The organism is Pseudomonas neustonica (assembly GCF_003797945.1).
GTDB classification, from domain to species: domain Bacteria; phylum Pseudomonadota; class Gammaproteobacteria; order Pseudomonadales; family Pseudomonadaceae; genus Halopseudomonas; species Halopseudomonas neustonica.
In genome coordinates, this window is sequence record NZ_RKKU01000026.1 from 34,273 (window position 1) to 51,826 (window position 17,554).

The following is a 17,554-nucleotide window of genomic DNA, read 5'->3' on the forward strand; positions in this document are numbered from 1 at the left end:
TTGGTCGCCGGGGCAGATTGTGGCTAGCTCTTTTGCGGACCGTCTTGCGGTCCTGAGATACAGTTACGCCCGGCATGCTTGGCCACGTAGAGGCGCTTATCGGCCTTGCCCAGCAGGTCACGCGTGTCCCACGTAGGGCCCTCACAACCGCTGATTCCTGCGCTGAAGCTGCAGAAAAAGGGCTGGTTGTTCGCAGTGAACGCCAGTGTGTTGAAGGCCTGACGTATTTCTTCGAGTATCAGCCAGGCGTCGCGGGTTCCGCAGTTGGGCAGCACGGCGACAAACTCTTCGCCGCCGTAACGACCCAGACGGTCAACTTTGCGCAGGCGCTGGCGCAACAGATTGGATAAGCCGCGAATGACGCTATCACCCACGGCGTGGCCATATTCATCATTCACCTTTTTGAAGTGATCAATGTCGATCATCACCACGCTCATGGGTTGTTCGCAGCGTTTGGCGCGCTCGATCTCAATATCGACCTGCTCCTTGATATCGGCGTGCTTGAGTAGCCCGGTCAGGCTGTCACGCGCCAGTGCTTCGCTGACCATACGTGCACGCTGGGCGCGGGCGTACACGGTGGTGAGCAGCGCGCTGTCGCTGATGGGCTTGGTGATGAAATCGTCACCGGCTTTGAGCAGCGCGGACATTTGTCGTTCGGCATTGGTTTCTGCCGAGAGATAAACAATCGGGATGCGCAGCCAATCATCATTCAGGCGGATGACTTGTGCCAGCTCAGGACCGCTGTATTCCGGCATGCTTATGTCCATCAGCACCACATCTGGGCTGAACGTGTGCATTTTTTCCAGCAGCAGGTTGGGTTCGGAATTGATATCCACCAACATGCCGGCGTTGCTGAGGACCAGTTTGTAGCGTGCTGCCAGGTCGGTATCGTCATCCACAATCAAGACCCGGAATGGACCGCCCTGATGGGTGTTGAAGCAGCGCTCCAGGCGACTTTCCAGCGCTGGCAGGTCGACCGGTTTGGTGAAGTAGCCGCGCGCACCAGCGCGCACAGCCTGCAGCCGACTGATAAAGCTGTCCTGCGAGCTGATAACCAGTAGGGGCGGCGCATTTACTCCGCGTTCAGCGAAGGGGGCGCTTTGCAGCATGTTGTAGCCTTGCGGGCTGGTATCAACTATCAACGCGTCAAGCTTGGTATCTGGCGCTATTTCGGGCTGCTTTTTGTACAGGCTGATGCGGTAACCAAAACTGGTCAGTGTGTGGCTCATCTGCAGGCCCAGTGCGGTATCCTGGATCAGCAGGCCAATATGTCTGCGGTCAACCAAGGCGGCGTCTGTCTTGGCCTGCGGCTCTAGCTCTGGCTCTTTGGTCAGGCGGCTCTGTTGCAAGCTTCGCAGGCTCGGGATCGCGCTGCACAAGGCCATCATTGTGGCGTGGTCGGGATTATCTGCGGCCATCTGGATACGGGCTTTTTCTTCCAGCTCGCGGCAGCGTGACCCCAGCTCGGCGTAGCCGAAGGTGCCAGCAGAGCCCGCCAATTTATGCAGCCGATCGCGCATTTCAGTGAGCAGGTTACTCCCTGTTTCAGGCTTTTCCTGCAGTTGACTGGCGAGGGTTTCCAGTGCTTGCAGATCACCTTTCAGGCGCTCCCGAAAGCGAGCGTCCAGTGCGGCCAATTGAGTGCCAAGCTGTTTGGATTTAGGCATGCATCTGGTTCCATATCTCGATGATCTGCTCTGACAGCGTCATAGGATCAAATGGCTTGATGATCACACCGGCGGCGCCCAGTTCACGGTAGGAAGATACCTCCTGGGTTTGTGCCTTTGCGGTCATGAAGACCACGGGTACGCCAGTCATGCAGGGTAGTTTCTGCAGTTCGGCCAGGGTTTGCGGACCGTCCATGCCCGGCATCATGACATCGAGCAGGACCAGCTGCGGATTAAAATCGGCGACTTCGGCCAATCCTTGTGACCCCGATTCGCAGCTTTTGACCGTAAAGCCGCCAACGATCTCCAGGGCGACGCGTGCCACCTCCTGAATAGAGAGGTCATCCTCAATGTGCATTATTCGTTCAAGCTTGCTCATAGGCCTTGGCTCCGTTGCTGTCGAGCACCTCAGGGATACGGTGGGCGGAAGTGGCGCTAACTGATGCGACTGGCAAGCTAATCCAGAAGCAGCAGCCCTGGCCAGGTGTTGATATGAAGCCTATACGGCCGTGCATGGCGCGCATCAGAGAGCGAGAAATCGCTAACCCCAGTCCGGTGCCGCCACGCTGTCGGGTTGCGGTAGCATCGGCTTGGGCAAAACGCTTGAATACGTTGGGCTGGAATTCCAGCGGTATACCGTCGCCCTGATCGGTGATAGACACGCGGACCTGCTGCTGTTCCTGTTCAGTACTCAGGGTGACAATCCCACCCAGGGGCGAAAATTTGATCGCATTGCTCAGCAGATTGGCCAGCACTTGCTGTAGACGGTGCTCATCGGCCACGACCTGCAGAGTGCAGGTGGCAGGCAGGCGTAAATCCACACGGGCATCGTAGGCCATAGACGATAGCATGCCTTTGGCGGCCTGTAGCTGCGCGTTTAAATCAAGCGGCTTCAGCTGCAACTGCAGCTTGTTTGCCTCGAGTTTATCGATATCCAGCAGGTCGTTGATCAGCGCGGTCAAGCGCTGGCTGTTATCTTCGGCACTTTTCAAAAGCGATGCAGCCTGCTCGGGACTGTTATCTAATACTCCACTGTTGACCAGCCTTAAGGTGCCATAAATGCTGGTTAGCGGCGTACGCAGCTCATGACTGACAGTGGATACAAAATCGTTTTTCAGCTGCTCGTTACGCAAGCGTTCTGAAATATCGCGCAAGTTAAGCATCAATTGATATTCGCCCGGCAAGCCCACGCGTGCCGCCGTCACTTCACAGTGCACACTGCCACCAAACTGCCGCAACAAGATGATTACACATTGTCCCCCTGCGGTCATCGCCTGGGACACCAGTTCCGGCAGAGGCGCTTGGCCTTCTTCCAGTAAATAGGCAAACGGCAGGTCATGCAGGCTTTCGACACTGTAACCCAATAGCTTCGACAGTTCAGGGTTTGCTCGCGATATCAGGAGCGTATCGATAGTCAGCAGCAGTATCGCATCGGAGGACTGCTCGAACTGGCTGCGCAACAGGTCACGCTCGCGTTCCAGCTCCAGTGCCTGCTGTTGTTGGCGCTGGGTCAGTTGGTTGAAAACACTGACCAGATAGCCCACTTCATCGGTGCGATCGATCTCGATCGGCTGGATGGGGCGGCGCCCCTCCATCATATCGGTGATCTGTTGCGCGGCTGAGCTGAGCGGACCCATGGCACGGCGCAGCAAGAACACCAGCGCCAGGCTAAGCAGCAGAAAAAATACTACGCCAATGAGCAGATTCTGCGTAAGAATCGGATCAAGCTTGTCGGTTATCCGTTTCAATGGTGTGAGACTGACAACTCGCCAACCGAGATAGGGCATCTCATCGGCTATGAACAGGTCTTCTCCGCCGGTTTCGACGTTGGCCAACAGGCCCATGTCCTCACCTCTGCGCAGCTTGGCCAGTAAAGCGCTGGCCCCGTCGTCGGGCAGGGGCTGCATCGCCAGCTCCGGATCGGATGCCGTGACATACATCTGGTGCGTCATGTCCATCACGAATAGCCGTGATGGGGAGCCCAGGGTTGTGTTTACTGCCACATCAAAGAGGTTTTCCTGCTCTAGTTGTATGCCCCCGGCGATCAGCCCAATGACTCGCCCTTGGGCGTTCTTGACTGGCGCGCTGATGCTCAGGATGGGGGTGCGCGTGGTGCGCCCCATGATTGGCTTGCTGATGCCCGGCTGCCCGCTATCCAGCGCTTGGCGGATATGCGGTCGGTCGGCATAGGACGTACCCAGCCGACCCTCCACCCGAGTGGACTCGCCGACCGCGATACCTGAGGCATTCAAAATCAGCACCCCACCGGGGAAGTACAGATCAATGCTTTGCTGTTGGCTAGCGATCAGCTTAGCGCTGCTGGTATAGCTTACCTGACCATCCAACGCTTGCTGTGCGGCAAGGGTAGCCAGGAAGTGTTTGCGTATATCAAGCTCACGCTCGATCAGTCTTACCGCATTGCCGTTGAGGCGCTTTTGCTGCTCAATCAGCAGGCTCTGCATATCACTGCGGAGTCCTTGCTGGGTCACTATCCCGGAGAGCAGGACCTGTAGCAATCCGGCACCGAGAATCAATAACAGTATCTTGGCGGTCAGGCGACTGGAGCGGGGCTGTTTCATTAATATTCCGGTTGGGAGTTCAGCGGTAGGCGAAACCAGAAGGTAGCGCCCTGTCCTTCTGCAGATAATACCCCGACCTCGCCGTGCATGTGCTCAATCAGCTCCTTGCAAATGGATAATCCCAGCCCCGTACCGCCCCGTTTACGGGTATCGCTAAGATCCAGCTGAGAAAACTTCTTAAACAGCTTGTCGTGTTGGTCTGGTGCGATTCCTATGCCTTGATCGATTACCCTTACCTCTACACACTCCGGGAAACGTTCACATTCCACCCGCACCGTGCTTTGTTCGTGGGAAAACTTGGCGGCGTTGGACAGGTAATTGGCCAGCACCTGCAATAATCTGCGCTCATCGACAAAGACACTCGGATTGTCGCACGGCTCGCTCAATTGCAAACTGACCTTAAAACGTTGGGCATAGGGTTTAATCGCTTCAAGTGCTTTTTCCAGTAGCGACCTGATTGGCTGCTCGTGGAACAGGAACTGCATTTTACCTGCGTCCAATTGCTCCATGTCGAGCAGGTCATTGATCAACTCGTTGAGACGGATGGTGTTCTCGTGACCTATTTCAAGCAGCCGCTGGGCTGACGCTGGCAGCGGGCCACAGGTTCCGGCACGGAGCAAGCTTATGGAACCGCCGATCGAGGTCAGGGGAGTGCGCAACTCATGACTTACGGTGGCCAGAAAGTGTTTTTTCAGCAGAGCGGTGTTACGTAACTCCGTGATGTCGTGCATCACCACCATGGCGGAGTGTGCTCCGGATTGGCCTTTTAGCGGTCCGCCGTTGCAGAGCAGAAAGCGGGGTGCCTGATGGCGGCTGTGCAGGCAGATTTCCTCGTTCTCGATTACCTCACCGCGCCAGGCGCGCGCGAGTGGAGTCTCATCATTACGCAGCTCGGTGACGCCGTCGGCACGGTAGAGGCTGTAATGCGTTGACCACTGCTCTGGCGGCAGCTGGCGCACATCCAGCCCATGCCAGAGTACGGCGGTATCGTTGAAGCGGGTCAACTCGCCCTGCTCGTTACACACCGCCACGCCAGCCTTGATATTGTCCAGCAGGCCTTCAGCCAGGGCGCGTTGCTCGCTTAACTGCAGCTCTCGCTCTACTGCCTGCAACAGGTTAAGACGTAACTCCAGTTGGTATTCGACCATGCGCGTAAGACGTTCCATAGTCTCTTGCTGCTGGCGGTTGAGCTGCCGGGGCTTGGTATCGATTACGCAGAGCGTTCCCAGGCGATAACCCATAGGTGTGGTGATCGGCATACCGGCATAAAAGCGGATGTGCGGATCCTCGGTGACCAACGGATTATTGCTGAACCTGGAGTCGAGTTGGGCATCAGGCACCTGCATCAGCTCACTCTGTTTGATCGCATGGGCACAGAAGGCGAGATCACGTGGCGTTTCCTCGGCCTCCAGGCCAACCTTGCTTTTGAACCACTGCCGGTGGTCATCGACTAACGAAATCAGTGCGACCGGCATCTCCAGCCAGAGCGCAGCCAAAGCGGTAATGTCATCGAAGGCCTGCTCACTGGCGCTATCCATGATCTGGTATTGCGCCAGCGCCTGTAGCCGCCGCTGCTCGCTATCGGCCTGGTTGTGCTCGGTCACGGCGAGCTCTCCTGCCTGGTGTTGTCATGCGGGGGCGAGCTGAGCGGAATGCAGAACCAGAAGCGCGAACCCTCGCCGACGTTGGATTCAAAGCCGATATCGCCCCCCATGTGCAAGACCAGTTCACGGCTGATCGCCAGCCCAAGCCCTGAGCCGCCGCGTTGGCGGGTATTGGAGCCGTCCAGCTGGGTGAACTTTTGGAAAATGCGGTCGTGAAAGGCCTCAGGTATGCCCTGGCCCTGATCGGTGACGCTGATGCAGACGCTATTGCCGCTCAACTGGCTACTCAGCCGAATATCGCCGCCAGACCTGGAAAACTTGGCAGCGTTAGATAAAAGATTGCTCAGCACCTGTCCCAGCCGCATCGCATCCACCTCAACCCAAACCTCCTGCATTTCGCCAGTGCTCTGACTGACCTGGTATTGATCAGCGTAGCTCTTGTTGAGCTCTAGTGCTTTTTGCAGGATGGGTATTAGTGGTTGCGAGCGCAGCTCAAAGTGCATTTTGCCCGCAGCCAGCTTATCTATGTCGAGCAGGTCGTTGATCAATAGGGTGAGTCGCCAGGTGTTTTGCTCGGCTGTCGCCAGCAGGCTTGCCATCTTTTCCGGTACAGCACCCAAGACACCTGCGTTAACCAGCTTGAGTGAACCGAAGATGGCTGTCAGCGGCGTGCGCAACTCGTGGCTGACGGTGGAGACAAACTGCGATTTGAGCTGATCCACTCGCACTTGCTCGGTCACATCCCAGATAAAGCCGTCGAACCACTTGAGATTGCCGGCACCGTCGTACTCGGCGCGGCCTTTTTCCCTTACCTGCACTACATGACCCTGGGCATGCAATATGCGATAGGTCAGTTCAAAGCTGGCGTCGTTGGTGCGAGCACGGTGATTCGATAGCCGCGCTTTGCTAAGGTCGTCAGGGTGAATAATACTGGCGAAGCTGCGCTGCTGATTATTGACGAAGTCACTCGCCGGATAGCCCGTGATGCGCTCCACTTCATCGCTCAGGTAGGACATGGTCCAGAGCTGATCGATATGGCACCGGTAAACCGCGCCGGGTAGATTGCTGACCATGCCGCGAAAGCGCGACTCACTCTTCTGTAGTGCGCGGGTAGTCTGAATCAGGTCAGTAATGTCGGTCGCCATGCCGAGGAAACCGGTCAGCTCGCCATCACTGTCGGCAATTTGCGTCACGGTCAGGTTGACCAGGCGATGGGCACCGTCCTTGCGCACATAGGTCCAGGGCCGGATTTCGGCTTTTCCCATACGGGCTTCGTGCAGGAATACTTCCATTCCCCCTACTTTAGCCCCCCTGGCCTCGCTGATCTCCTCGCTGCGGCGCTGAACTTCGCTGGGTAAATGAAACTGCTCGGGTGTGACTTTGCCCATAACCTCTTGCGCAGAGTAGCCCAACAGATTCTCTGCGCCCGAATTGAACAGCGTCACGCTCCCGTGCGGGTCGGTGGCAATGATGGCAACCTCGGTGGCGGCGTTAATCACGGCATCGAGGAAGGAGCGTGCTTGGCGGATTTCTTCTTCACGCTGCATCTCGGCGCTAATGTCGGCGTGGGTGCCGCTCATCCACAGCGGATTGCCTGCAGCGTCACGCTCTATCACCTGGCCTCGATCCTGAATCCAGATCCATGCGCCGCTACGGTGCTGCACGCGGTATTGGCAAGAGAAGAACTCACTGTTACCAGTCAGGTGACGATGCAGGCGCGCAAGCGCCTGCTCGCGGTCAGCCGGGTGTATTTTGTTATTCCAGGTATCCACTGTGATGGGGGCGAGTTCTTCGCGCTGGTAGCCGAGCATGTTGGCCCAGCGTTCGTTGACCTCCAGCGCGTTGCTGTGCAAGTCACACTCCCAGGTGCCGATGCCGGTGGCAGCGATCACCCTTGCTAGCCGATGTTGCTCATTGGCCAGGCTTTGTTCGATGTGCTTGCGGGCGGTGATATCAGCAATAAAGCCATGCCAGACGGTATCACCGTTGGCTAGCCGCTCGGGACTGGAATAGCCGGCCACCCATATTTCGCCCAGCTTGGGGTGCCGCACACGGTACTCGGCGCGCCAGGTGGACAGGTTGCGTGCCGATTCGCTTATCTGCGCGGTGACTGCCTGTATGTCGTCAGGGTGAATGCGATTGATGGCAGCACTCGCGTCCTGGCTGCCTTGTTCCGGTGTGATGCCGTAAATCTGCCGTATACCTTCACTGGTATAAGGGAACCAGGCATGGCCGTTGGCGCTTAACTGGTACTGGTAGACCATCCCTGGCACATGCTGGGTGATCTTGCTGAAGCGCTCCAGCAAGGCTTCACGCTGCTGCTCGGCGGCCGCGCTTTCCACTAGTGCGGCGGTCCAGCGCGCACTCAGACGCATGAACTCCAGGTCGGTCTCATCAAAGGTGCGCTGGCGGCTGGTGGCACTGGAGAAATTGAGCGTGCCGTAACGTACACCCGCCAACATCAGTGGAACACCAATATAGGCCTCTAGTTGAAAACTGCGGTAGCAAGGGTGGCCGCTGAACTTCGAGCTGCCCATATTATCGATGGCCATCACATCATCGTTTTGATAGGCCAGGCTGCAGTAGGTGTTGTCGAAGTCGAAGCGGGTACCGGGAGCGGGACTGTTCGGGCTGCTGTTAGCGGCAATCACGTAGTAGTCTGGCCCCTCGATACGGCTAACCAGGCCAAGGTCGAGCTGCAGGTAGTTGCATCCCAAATCAAGCAGGCGAGTGAGCCTGTCCTGGTTGCTCACGTTTGGCGCTGCGGCGATCTCGTTGAGCGACCGCAAGGCCTGACGTTGGCGTTCCAGGCGCTCTTGAATCTGCTGCCTGACCCGGGCCTGGAGCATTGCATTGATGAGCTGGCCGAGGGTGGCGATTAGCGGTGTAAGAAACTCAACCATATCGGCGGTGTAGCGTGAGTCACGGTTGCCCAGCGCCAGCACGCCGACCAGGCGATCGCCGTAGTGGATCGGCAGTCCCAAAAAGGAGCTAAGCCCCTGTCCGGCTGCCGGGTTTTGCTCAATGACTGCGCTGGCGCTACTTATCACGCTCGCGATGAGCACGGTGTTGTCCGCCAGTGTTTGTCTGGCCTTGGCGGGGTCTGATTGCAGCTCTGAGCTGTCAGGGCTTTTGCTCAGTTGGCAGCTGGCAAAAGGGGCCAGTTCAGGTTGCTCTTCTGCGTTGAGTTTTACCTGGCCTACCGCGCCAAAGCGGCTGTCGGTCAGGAAAAGTATCTGCTCCAACAGCTTTGTATAGCCTTGCTCGATTTGATCGCGCTGGATATAGGACGACTGTGCTCCGGCGATGATAGCCAGGAGTTGACGGTTGCGTTCACGTTGTTGGCTCTGCGCCAGTATCGCTTTTTCATGGGTGGCGATCTGGTGGCGACTTCTGTTGCGAAAAGCCCATATCAGTACAGCTAAAAACAGGCTGGTGGCCAGGTATGCCAGTAGCCAGTTGATCAGCAGGCGGGTCTGATCCTGGCGGTGAGCCGCTGCGGCTGCCGAAATGTCGTGCCAGGCAATGATAAGGCCAGCAACATCTCCCTGGCTGCCCGGTGCAGCGGTTGCGAGTAGCGGCAATGAGGTGATGTGAAAGACCTGATTATCGACTGGCAGCTGTTGGTGATGTACCTGATCCAGCCCGGTTGTGAGCCTGGCAGCGGCAAGCCATTGAGCGAACGCCGGATTGGAGTCCCGCCCGATTAGCCAGCGTCCATCCTCGGTGAGATCGAGTTTGCTCTCCTTCAGGCCTTCGCTGGGTGGCATGAGCAGGGCCAAATCGGTATCGGACGTTGCACCCTGGGCGATATGGCCGGGCAACACAGAAAAGCCGACCGCAATAAGCGCGACCAGCTCGTTGGTGCCGTTGTGTGGTGACAGAATGGGGACCACTGCCGCCCGGAGCACGCCGAGCGGGCCGCTCTCTATGCCGGTCTGCTCTTGCCCCGACTGCAAGGCGTTGTTTAACAAGGGGCGAGCTTCCTCGCCGGGCCCATCCATTGGCCGGTCAGGGTGTTGCATGCGCAGCAGTGTCTGAACCGGGTCGGCTAAATGGACTTCCAGCATCTGCGCGCCACCGCTCTGCAGGACTGACCACACGCGGTTCAGGTCGGTACGTAGTTGGCCGCGCAGGCGTTGTATCTCGGCCTGGTTGTCTGTCTGATTGTTATCTGCAAGTGCCTTGATGCGGGCAAGCAGCTCGCGAATCCCCGGTTCTTCGGCCAGGCTGCGAGCCGCCAGCATGGCCTGGTTGCCCAATGCTATCTGGCTGAGCTCAATGCTTCTTTGCGTCAGTTCAGCATGCATTGCTTGCTGCCTGTCCCACTGTTGCTCGCGTTGCTGCCAGCTACTGGTGGCGAGAAACACAAAGAGCAGGCCGATAGCGATACCGCCGATCAGCAGCGGTATCTGACCTGTTTTGAGCTGTTCTGGGTTAGCCATGAAAACATCCGGGAATCTATTGGCCTGACAATAGCCCTTAGCGCGTCAGGCTGCCAGCCCGGAGGCATTGCGCTTACAGTTTTGCAGGACAAATTCAGAGGCTGTTGCTGAGGTGTCCGCCATCGACGTTTAGCACGCTGCCGGTCATGAATGCGCCAGCCTCACTGGCGAGCAACAGCAACGGGCCGTCGAGCTCTTCCAGCTGACCCAGGCGACGCATGGGCACCTTGCTGCGAATATAGTTCTGGCCGTGTTCGGTATCGAAGTAGTCAGTGTTCATTTCGGTACGGAAATAGCCCGGTGCTATGGCATTGACGCGAATATTGTTGCGCGCCAGTTCCAGCGACATGGCTTTGGTCAACTGCACCACACCGGCCTTGGCCACGGCGTAGTGACTCAGTGCAGTGCCCACGCGCAGGCCAAGGATCGAGGCGATATTGATCACGCTGCCACCCTGCCCGCCCTTGGCCATCGCCACGCAGGCCCGGTGAGCGACGCGCCAGGCTCCATCGAGGTTGGTATCGAGCATGCTGCGCCAGTTGCCTTCGTTCATTTCCAGGAAGGGTACCGGGTCACCGATGCCGGCGTTGTTGACCAGAATGTCGCAGACGCCAAAGGCTGCTTCGGCGGCGCTGAACCCCGCCTCCACGCTGTCGCTGTCGGTCACATCCATGGTCACGGCCAACGCGCTGTGGCCCTGTTGCTCAAGTTCTTCAACCAGTGCCGAAAGCCGCTCGGCGCGGCGTGCGGCCAAGACCACGCGAGCGCCAGAGCTGGCCAGTACACGGGCGAAATGCGCACCCAGGCCGCTGGAGGCACCCGTGATCAGGGCGGTTTTTCCGGTCAGGTCAAAGCGTGTGTTGCTCATTGGGTGCTCCTGCAATGTGGTTGGTCAGGCGCCCAGTATCAGTCAAGCGTCTGGCTGAAACCAGCAATGTGCATGACCGTGATGATGCACGATTCAGTGGCTGCTAGATTGGCCACTCGACCCGCACCATCAGGCCGCCGAGCGGGCTGTCGTTCAGGCTCAGGTTGCCGCGATGACGCTCGACAACGCGTTGTACTATGGATAGCCCCAGACCGGCACCCGGGCTGCTGCCCTGGGCGTGGAAGCGTTCTAGTAAGCGTTGCCGATCCGCCTCTGGCACGCCTTCACCGCTGTCCTCGACGCTGAGCACGATCCGTTGTTGCTGGCTGCTCAGGTTGACCCGTATCTGGCCGCCAGCGGGTGCATGCTGGATAGCGTTGCCGATCAGGTTCTGCAGCAGCATGGCCAGGCTGCCCGGCTCCATTTGCAGCTCGGTTGGCAGGTCAGGCGCGCTGTCAAAACTCAGCTCCTGCTGTTTGCGTAAAGCCAGTGGCAATAGTTCGGCGACTTCGTTGCGACAGGTCTGCAGCAGGCCGACGCTGATGCGCTGGCGCTGTTGCTCATCGGCCAGGCGCGCCAGCGTCAGCATCTGTGAGACCAATCGGGTGGCGCGTTCCACCCCTTTACGCAGGTGCTCAAGGGCTTGATCACGCTCTGCCGGGTCACTGCTTTGCAGGGCGTTTTCGGCGTGTATCTGCAGCACTGCCAAAGGGGTACGCAGCTCGTGCGCGGCGTCGGCAATAAAGCGTTGTTCACGCGCCAGCAGTTGATTCACCTGCTCCAGCATACGGTTGAGCGCCGCCTGCATGGGCTCCAGTTCTTGCGGTAGATCGCTGAGCATCAGCGGCTTGAGGCTATTGGGTTCGCGCAGACGAATCAGCCGCGCCAGTTCATCCAGCGGCTTGAGACCTGAGCCGATGGCCAGCCAGACCAACAGCAGCAAGATGGGAATGCCGACCAGGTCCGGCACCAGGGTGCCGCGCACTATCTTGTCGACCAGCTCGCCGCGCACATCGCTGCGCTCGCCGACCCAGACGGCCAGCCCCGTTTCTGGCGATTGCAGGACATAACCGCGCCAGCGCCGACTGCCCTTTTGCGTATCCGCAAAGCCGGGTTGCCAGTCGGCGTCGGTCAGCTGTGGCACATTGAAGGAGCGCGCAATCACGGTACCGTCTGCGTTGCGTACCTGGTAGGCGAGTTTGCTTTCATAGGGATGCCCCAGCTTGGGATGACTGCTGGTGGTTTCGATCAGGGCCTGGGCCAGCTCTTCGGGTGCAATACTGGTTTGCGAGGTACTCAGCAGGGCGATGAGTACGCGCGCGCTTTGTCCGAGCTGGGCATCGAAGAGTTCTTCAACCTCGTGGCCGGCATCGTGATAGCCGACCCAGCCCATGGCCAGCGAGCCAGCCAGCAGCAGGCCCAGCACCCTGACCAGGATGCGTTTGCGAATCGACCTCATGCCTGGCGCTCAATCATGTAGCCGACACCGCGCAGGGTACGAATCAGTCCGCTGAAGAGTTTGCGCCGCAGGTGATGGATGTGGACTTCCAGGGTGTTGCTGTCGACGTCTTCATTCCAGCCATAGAGCGCTTGCTCCAGCCGATCGCGGGTCAGCACCCGGTCGGGCTGCGCCATCAGCTCATGCAGCAGAATAAACTCCTTGCGTGACAGGCTGACCGGTTTGCCTTCCAGGGTGACCTGCTGGCTTTGCGGATCAAGTACGACGCCACGCAGGTTGATTAGCGGCTCGGCTCGGCCATTGCTGCGGCGCAGCAGGGCGCGCAGCCGGGCTTTTAATTCAGCGCTGTCGAACGGCTTGATCAGGTAGTCATCGGCGCCAGCGTCCAGCCCGGCGATGCGGTCCTGCACGCCGTCGCGGGCGGTGAGGATCAATACCGGCACCGCATGATGACGGTCGCGCAGGGCACGCAGCACGGTCAGACCGTCCATGCGCGGTAGCCCCAGATCAAGAATCGCCAGGTCGAAGGGCTCGCTGCTCAGCGCGTGCAGCGCGCTGGTGCCGTCTTTCAGCCAGTCCAGGGTATAGCCCTCGTTTTTCAGTGAGGTCAGGATGCCCTCGGCCAGAGAGGTATCGTCTTCAACCAGCAGCAGTCGCATGCGTTATCCGTTTGTCAGTTTGGTCAGGCGCTCACGGATTTCGGCTTGTCGGCCTTGATCAGCCAGCGGGCGTTCCGGGCGTGGCGCGGCAGCCTGTGCTTTGAGCAGTGCCGCTTTGGCTTCAGCATAGCGGTTCTGGTCGAGCAGGTAATCCGCCCAGAAGAAATTGCTGTCGATGCCGTCCGGGTTCAGCTCCAGTGCGCGCTTGAGCAACGCCTCTGCCTGATCATCGTCGCCAAAGCCGATCGGCCAGCCGGGCACCTGGTAATAGAGTGCGCCGAGGCTGGTATAGGCCGAGCCGTTGAGCGCTTCAGGATCGATTGCCAGCGCTTTCTCCAGTTCGGCTTTGGCCTGTTTGACCTTGCCCAGCGCACCCAGACCACCTTCGGCTCCGGCCCAGCTGCTGAGAATGATGCCGTGCCAGATTAACGCGGGAGCGCTATCGGGTTCGTTTTGGCTGACTTGTTCAGCCTCGGCGGCGAGGGCTTCGAATGCGGCGGGTTTTTCCTTGTCGGGCAGTTGATACTGAATTTCCGCCCAGCGCTGTTGCAGCGGCGCAATATCGGCGGCCTGGCTGGTCAGGGTGAAAACGGTCAGCAGGCCGGTGACGAATAAACGAATCAGGGTGGGCATGTTAGTGGTCCTTGGCAGTGGAGAGGGTGCTAGCGGGTATGGCTGGGGTGGCATAGTGCTGAATGGTCGGCAACTGGCGGCGTAGCGCCTTGTCGATCAGGCGCGGCAGCAGGCCATTGAGACGCACCAGCAAGCGCTCGGGAAAGCCCAGATGCACTTCGCGCAGATCGGTCTCCAGCGCTTTTACCAGTTGCGCCGCAACCAGCTCGGGGCTGTCCATATTGACCTGCAGCTCTGCATTCATGGCTTCTACGGCGGCGCTGTTCATATCGGTTCGGGTCGCGCGCGGCGACATGTAAAGCACGCCTACGCGGGTATCCGCCAGCTCCCGGCGCAGGGCTTCAGAGAAACCGCGCAGGGCGAACTTGCTGGCGCAGTACACGCTGAAGCCCGGATAACCGATGGAGCCAAAGGTCGAGCCGATATTCACCACACCACTTTGCGGCTGCGCCCGCAGCAACGGCAGTAGCGCACGGGTCAGTTGCAGGGTAGCGATCAGATTGGTCTGGATCAGATCCTCTATGGCGCTGTCCTGCATGGCTTCAAACAGGCCAAAGTGATTGATGCCGGCGGCGTTGATCAGCAAGTTGAAGCCGTCCATCAGCTGCGCTTCTTGCACGACGCGGGCGCGGTCAGCGGCGTTGCGCAGATCAGCCTGCAAACAGCTGACCTGGCCATCAAAACGGGCAACCAGCGCCTGCAGGGCCTTATCCTGGCGGCCAACGACCAGTACCTGAGCACCGGCAGCGCAGAGCTCGGCGACCATCGCCTGGCCCATACCGCCGGTGGCGCCGGTGAGAATGACACGACTAGCCGAAAGCTGCATGGGGCACCTCCTGCTCGATATTGCCTGGCAGGCTGCGGAACATCTCGGCATACAGGCGGTAGATCACCTTGGCGGTGTGCAACACGGCGTCCCGGTCGGTATCGTTATCAATGCGGTTCACCAGGGTTTCGAAGAACTTCATGTGTTCCAGATCCAGCGAGCCGTGCGAGGACAGGTAACTGAAGGCCTGTGGCGGCAGCCCCAGACCTTGCTTCAGGCTACCGGCGGCCTGGGTTGCCAGGGCAATGCTGGTGCCTTCCAGTACAAAGACCATGCCCAGCATGGCGATCGGGTTAAGACGGTTGATCCGGTCGTACATGGTGCTGACCATGAGTTCGGTGGCCAATCCCGGCTTGCCATGGCGCACCGCCTCAGGATCGCCGCCGCAGGCGCGAATATCGTTGAGAATCCACTCCTGATGGCCGATCTCTTCTTCGATGTACTCGGCCATGGCTTCGCGCAGCCACTCGTGGTCCGCATCCAGACGGGATCCGCAGGCCATCAGCAGCGGCACGGTATGGCGTACGTGATGGAATGCTTCGCTCAGAAAGGCGACGTAGCTGTGCTTTTGCGCTTCGCCGCGCAGGGCGGCCTGAATCATCGGTGACGCAAACAGGTACTCGCGTTCGGTTTGGGTTTGTTCTTGCAGGGTGTCGAAGAAGTTCATAGGGCAATGTCCTCGTTGATCAGACCCAGCAGCGCCGGGCGATAGTGTTCGATGATGTAGTTGCGGCGCAGGCGACCATTACTGGTCAGCTGGCCGTTAGCTGCTGAAAAGGGTTCGCTGGCGGTCAGCCAGGCGCCGATTTGCGCGTAGTCGGGTAACTCGCTGTTGGCACGGGCGATGGCCTGGGTAATGTCGTCGACACTGAAAGCAGTGCTGCGCGGGACAATCAGGGCCAGGTTGGTAGGCAGTGCTTCGCCATAGACCAGCACCTGAGCAATGGCCGGATGGCTGGTCAGCTCGGCCTCAACCCACTCGGGATTAACGTTGCGTCCGTAGGCGGTAATGAACTGATTTTTCTTGCGCCCGAGAATGCTTAGATAGCCATCCTCCAGCCGCCCGAGATCGCCGGTAGGCCAGTATTCGTCGCTACTGGCGGGTTCGCCGAGATAACCCAATGCGCGGGCGCCGCGCACCAGAATCTCGCCGTCGTCGGCCAGCTTGATATCGACATGCGGCAGTGGTTTTCCGACCGTGCCAGCGCGCTGGTAACCGGGACGGTTAAGGCAGACCACAGAAGCACACTCGGAGAGGCCGTAGCCCTCAAATACCGGCAGCCCCAACTGCGTGGCACGCTCCAGCAGCGCGGGCGCGACCCGACCGCCGCCCACCGCGATAAAGCGCAGGCTTTGCGGCAAAGGTGCACCTGCATCGGCAGCCTGCAATAGCGCCTGCAGTAGTTGCGGGACCAGAATCAGGCTGTGTGGCTGATGTTGATTGAGCACCTGTAGCAGGCGCGGCATATCCAGTTGGCTGCCGTGCAGGCCGCTGTCTGCCGGTACCGTGATGCTGGCGCCGTTGAGCAGCGCGGTGTAGGCGCCCAGGTTATCCAGCAGTACGGCCAGCGGCAGCAGAATCAGATGTTGCTGCGGGTCCAAACTGCTGCAGGCGTCGCGCAGGCTGTCGGCCACTTGCAGCATAGCTTCGGCGGACAGGCACACGCCCTTGGGCGTACCGGTGGTGCCAGAGGTAAAGGTAATCTTGGCGGTGCCTGCTGGCATGCCTACTCCGAAGGGCGCACGTTGCCAGCCCAGTGAGGTGCTGGCAAAGCCTTGCTCGCGCATCAGCACGCCGTCGTCAGGCAGGCCAATCAGCGTGTCCACGCCAGCCGTGTGGAGCAAATGGCGGCGCTGTGCCGCAGTAAAGAAAGGCGCGATGGGCACGCAGGTCAGACCCGCGCGCAAAATCGCCAGATCCCACAGCAACCAGTCACGGCCATTGTTCAGCGCGAGGGCCACACAGCGGCAGCCGAGCGCGCGCAGGCGCTCGGCGCGCTGCTGAACCTCTGTGCTCAGGTCGGCATAGGCGATACTGCCCTGCTCGTCGGCCAGCGCGATCTTGTCGGGACGCTGCTGGACGTGTTGCTCCAGCTGGTGCCAGAAGTGCTCAAGCGCAGTCATGGGCGACCTCCTGTTGGTCGGGCAGGTAGCAAGGTTGGTAGCTAAGTCGCTCGAAGGTGCCACGGCGCTGCAGCTGCGCCAGACCTTCCGGAATGTAGCCAGCCATGACGCGTGGCTGAGTAGCGTAATAGCTGCCCCAGTCGTGACGTGCCTCACCCAGGCGAGCAGGGTCGGCCGGGCCCAGATCGATAGGACTCAAGGTCAGGCGCTGGAAGCTGTTGAGTAACATCGGGGTGCCAGTAAACACCACCCAGGTGTAGCCGCTGGTGGCCAGATAGTGGGTGAGAGCGATGATCAGCAGGCGTCCAGCCCCGGGTGCCAGCGCCGCCAGATTGCCAACTTCGACGACCTGCTCGCGGTGGACTGGCAGATCGGTGCGCTGGCGTAGGATGTCGCCCACCGGCTGATCCAGGTAGTGCTCGAGAAACAGCGCGCCACTGGCGCCGCCGCGTATGCCGACGCTGGCTTGCAACTCGCCGCCCTGGCACAGGCCAAGCAGCTCGGGCATAAAATGGTGAACATCGGCACCGTAGGTGTCGGCGAAGCAATCGTGAACAAACTGCTCCAGGCGGCCGCGCAGTGGGCCTTTGGCGCACTCCGGGGCGTGCAGCAGTGCGGCGTTATCGCCAAGGCGGGCTAGTTGCCGAGCCAGTAATGCAGGGGTCTGTGACATGGCGTTCCTCCTCATGT

Annotated in this window: 13 protein-coding genes; all 13 read right to left on the bottom strand. The window is 59.5% G+C overall.

The window, feature by feature from the left end; translation table 11 throughout:
* Positions 1–23 precede the first annotated feature (23 nt).
* Positions 24–1,667, bottom strand: coding sequence for a diguanylate cyclase (locus tag EF096_RS16450; RefSeq protein ID WP_123890889.1), 1,644 nt, complete (start codon positions 1,665–1,667; stop codon positions 24–26).
* On the bottom strand, positions 1,660–2,046 hold the full coding sequence (locus EF096_RS16455; protein WP_123890890.1) for a response regulator: 387 nt from the start codon (positions 2,044–2,046) through the stop codon (positions 1,660–1,662). The genes EF096_RS16450 and EF096_RS16455 overlap by 8 nt, the downstream gene beginning before the upstream one ends.
* On the bottom strand, positions 2,033–4,246 hold the full coding sequence (locus EF096_RS16460; RefSeq protein WP_123890891.1) for a sensor histidine kinase: 2,214 nt from the start codon (positions 4,244–4,246) through the stop codon (positions 2,033–2,035). Before EF096_RS16460 ends, EF096_RS16455 begins: the two co-directional genes overlap by 14 nt.
* A complete protein-coding gene (locus tag EF096_RS16465) occupies positions 4,246–5,850 on the bottom strand; it encodes a GAF domain-containing sensor histidine kinase (RefSeq protein WP_235869778.1) in 1,605 nt (534 codons plus the stop codon). Before EF096_RS16465 ends, EF096_RS16460 begins: the two co-directional genes overlap by 1 nt.
* On the bottom strand, positions 5,847–10,295 hold the full coding sequence (locus EF096_RS16470) for a PAS domain-containing protein (RefSeq protein WP_123890892.1): 4,449 nt from the start codon (positions 10,293–10,295) through the stop codon (positions 5,847–5,849). Before EF096_RS16470 ends, EF096_RS16465 begins: the two co-directional genes overlap by 4 nt.
* A 94-nt stretch (positions 10,296–10,389) precedes the next feature.
* Positions 10,390–11,163 carry an SDR family NAD(P)-dependent oxidoreductase gene (locus tag EF096_RS16475; protein ID WP_123890893.1) on the bottom strand — a complete coding sequence of 258 codons (774 nt, stop codon included), beginning with the start codon at positions 11,161–11,163 and terminating at the stop codon, positions 10,390–10,392.
* 103 nt (positions 11,164–11,266) lie between these two features.
* Positions 11,267–12,622 carry an ATP-binding protein gene (locus EF096_RS16480; RefSeq protein ID WP_123890894.1) on the bottom strand — a complete coding sequence of 452 codons (1,356 nt, stop codon included), beginning with the start codon at positions 12,620–12,622 and terminating at the stop codon, positions 11,267–11,269.
* Positions 12,619–13,281, bottom strand: a complete 663-nt coding sequence (locus tag EF096_RS16485) for a response regulator (RefSeq protein WP_123890895.1) — start codon at positions 13,279–13,281, stop codon at positions 12,619–12,621. Before EF096_RS16485 ends, EF096_RS16480 begins: the two co-directional genes overlap by 4 nt.
* Positions 13,282–13,284: 3 nt before the next feature.
* Positions 13,285–13,914: a tetratricopeptide repeat protein gene (locus EF096_RS16490; protein ID WP_123890896.1), complete on the bottom strand. Its 630-nt coding sequence runs from the start codon at positions 13,912–13,914 to the stop codon at positions 13,285–13,287.
* A 1-nt stretch (position 13,915) separates the two neighbouring features.
* Positions 13,916–14,740 (bottom strand): SDR family oxidoreductase, encoded by an 825-nt coding sequence (locus tag EF096_RS16495; RefSeq protein ID WP_123890897.1) that lies wholly within the window; start codon positions 14,738–14,740, stop codon positions 13,916–13,918.
* Entirely contained in the window at positions 14,724–15,407 is a 684-nt protein-coding gene (locus EF096_RS16500) for a TenA family transcriptional regulator (protein ID WP_123890898.1), read from the bottom strand. Before EF096_RS16500 ends, EF096_RS16495 begins: the two co-directional genes overlap by 17 nt.
* The gene (locus EF096_RS16505) at positions 15,404–16,864 is read right to left on the bottom strand and encodes an AMP-binding protein (protein ID WP_123890899.1); all 1,461 of its coding nucleotides are present in this window, start codon (positions 16,862–16,864) and stop codon (positions 15,404–15,406) included. Before EF096_RS16505 ends, EF096_RS16500 begins: the two co-directional genes overlap by 4 nt.
* A complete protein-coding gene (locus tag EF096_RS16510) occupies positions 16,851–17,537 on the bottom strand; it encodes a thermostable hemolysin (RefSeq protein WP_123890900.1) in 687 nt (228 codons plus the stop codon). The genes EF096_RS16505 and EF096_RS16510 overlap by 14 nt, the downstream gene beginning before the upstream one ends.
* Positions 17,538–17,554: the final 17 nt, after the last annotated feature.

Coding starts and splice junctions, on each gene's coding strand:
- EF096_RS16450 (WP_123890889.1), bottom strand. CDS start 1,667: ATGCCTAAATCCAAACAGCTTGGCACTCAATTGGCCGCACTGGACGCT.
- EF096_RS16455 (WP_123890890.1), bottom strand. CDS start 2,046: ATGAGCAAGCTTGAACGAATAATGCACATTGAGGATGACCTCTCTATT.
- EF096_RS16460 (WP_123890891.1), bottom strand. CDS start 4,246: ATGAAACAGCCCCGCTCCAGTCGCCTGACCGCCAAGATACTGTTATTG.
- EF096_RS16470 (WP_123890892.1), bottom strand. CDS start 10,295: ATGGCTAACCCAGAACAGCTCAAAACAGGTCAGATACCGCTGCTGATC.
- EF096_RS16475 (WP_123890893.1), bottom strand. CDS start 11,163: ATGAGCAACACACGCTTTGACCTGACCGGAAAAACCGCCCTGATCACG.
- EF096_RS16480 (WP_123890894.1), bottom strand. CDS start 12,622: ATGAGGTCGATTCGCAAACGCATCCTGGTCAGGGTGCTGGGCCTGCTG.
- EF096_RS16485 (WP_123890895.1), bottom strand. CDS start 13,281: ATGCGACTGCTGCTGGTTGAAGACGATACCTCTCTGGCCGAGGGCATC.
- EF096_RS16490 (WP_123890896.1), bottom strand. CDS start 13,914: ATGCCCACCCTGATTCGTTTATTCGTCACCGGCCTGCTGACCGTTTTC.
- EF096_RS16495 (WP_123890897.1), bottom strand. CDS start 14,740: ATGCAGCTTTCGGCTAGTCGTGTCATTCTCACCGGCGCCACCGGCGGT.
- EF096_RS16500 (WP_123890898.1), bottom strand. CDS start 15,407: ATGAACTTCTTCGACACCCTGCAAGAACAAACCCAAACCGAACGCGAG.
- EF096_RS16505 (WP_123890899.1), bottom strand. CDS start 16,864: ATGACTGCGCTTGAGCACTTCTGGCACCAGCTGGAGCAACACGTCCAG.
- EF096_RS16510 (WP_123890900.1), bottom strand. CDS start 17,537: ATGTCACAGACCCCTGCATTACTGGCTCGGCAACTAGCCCGCCTTGGC.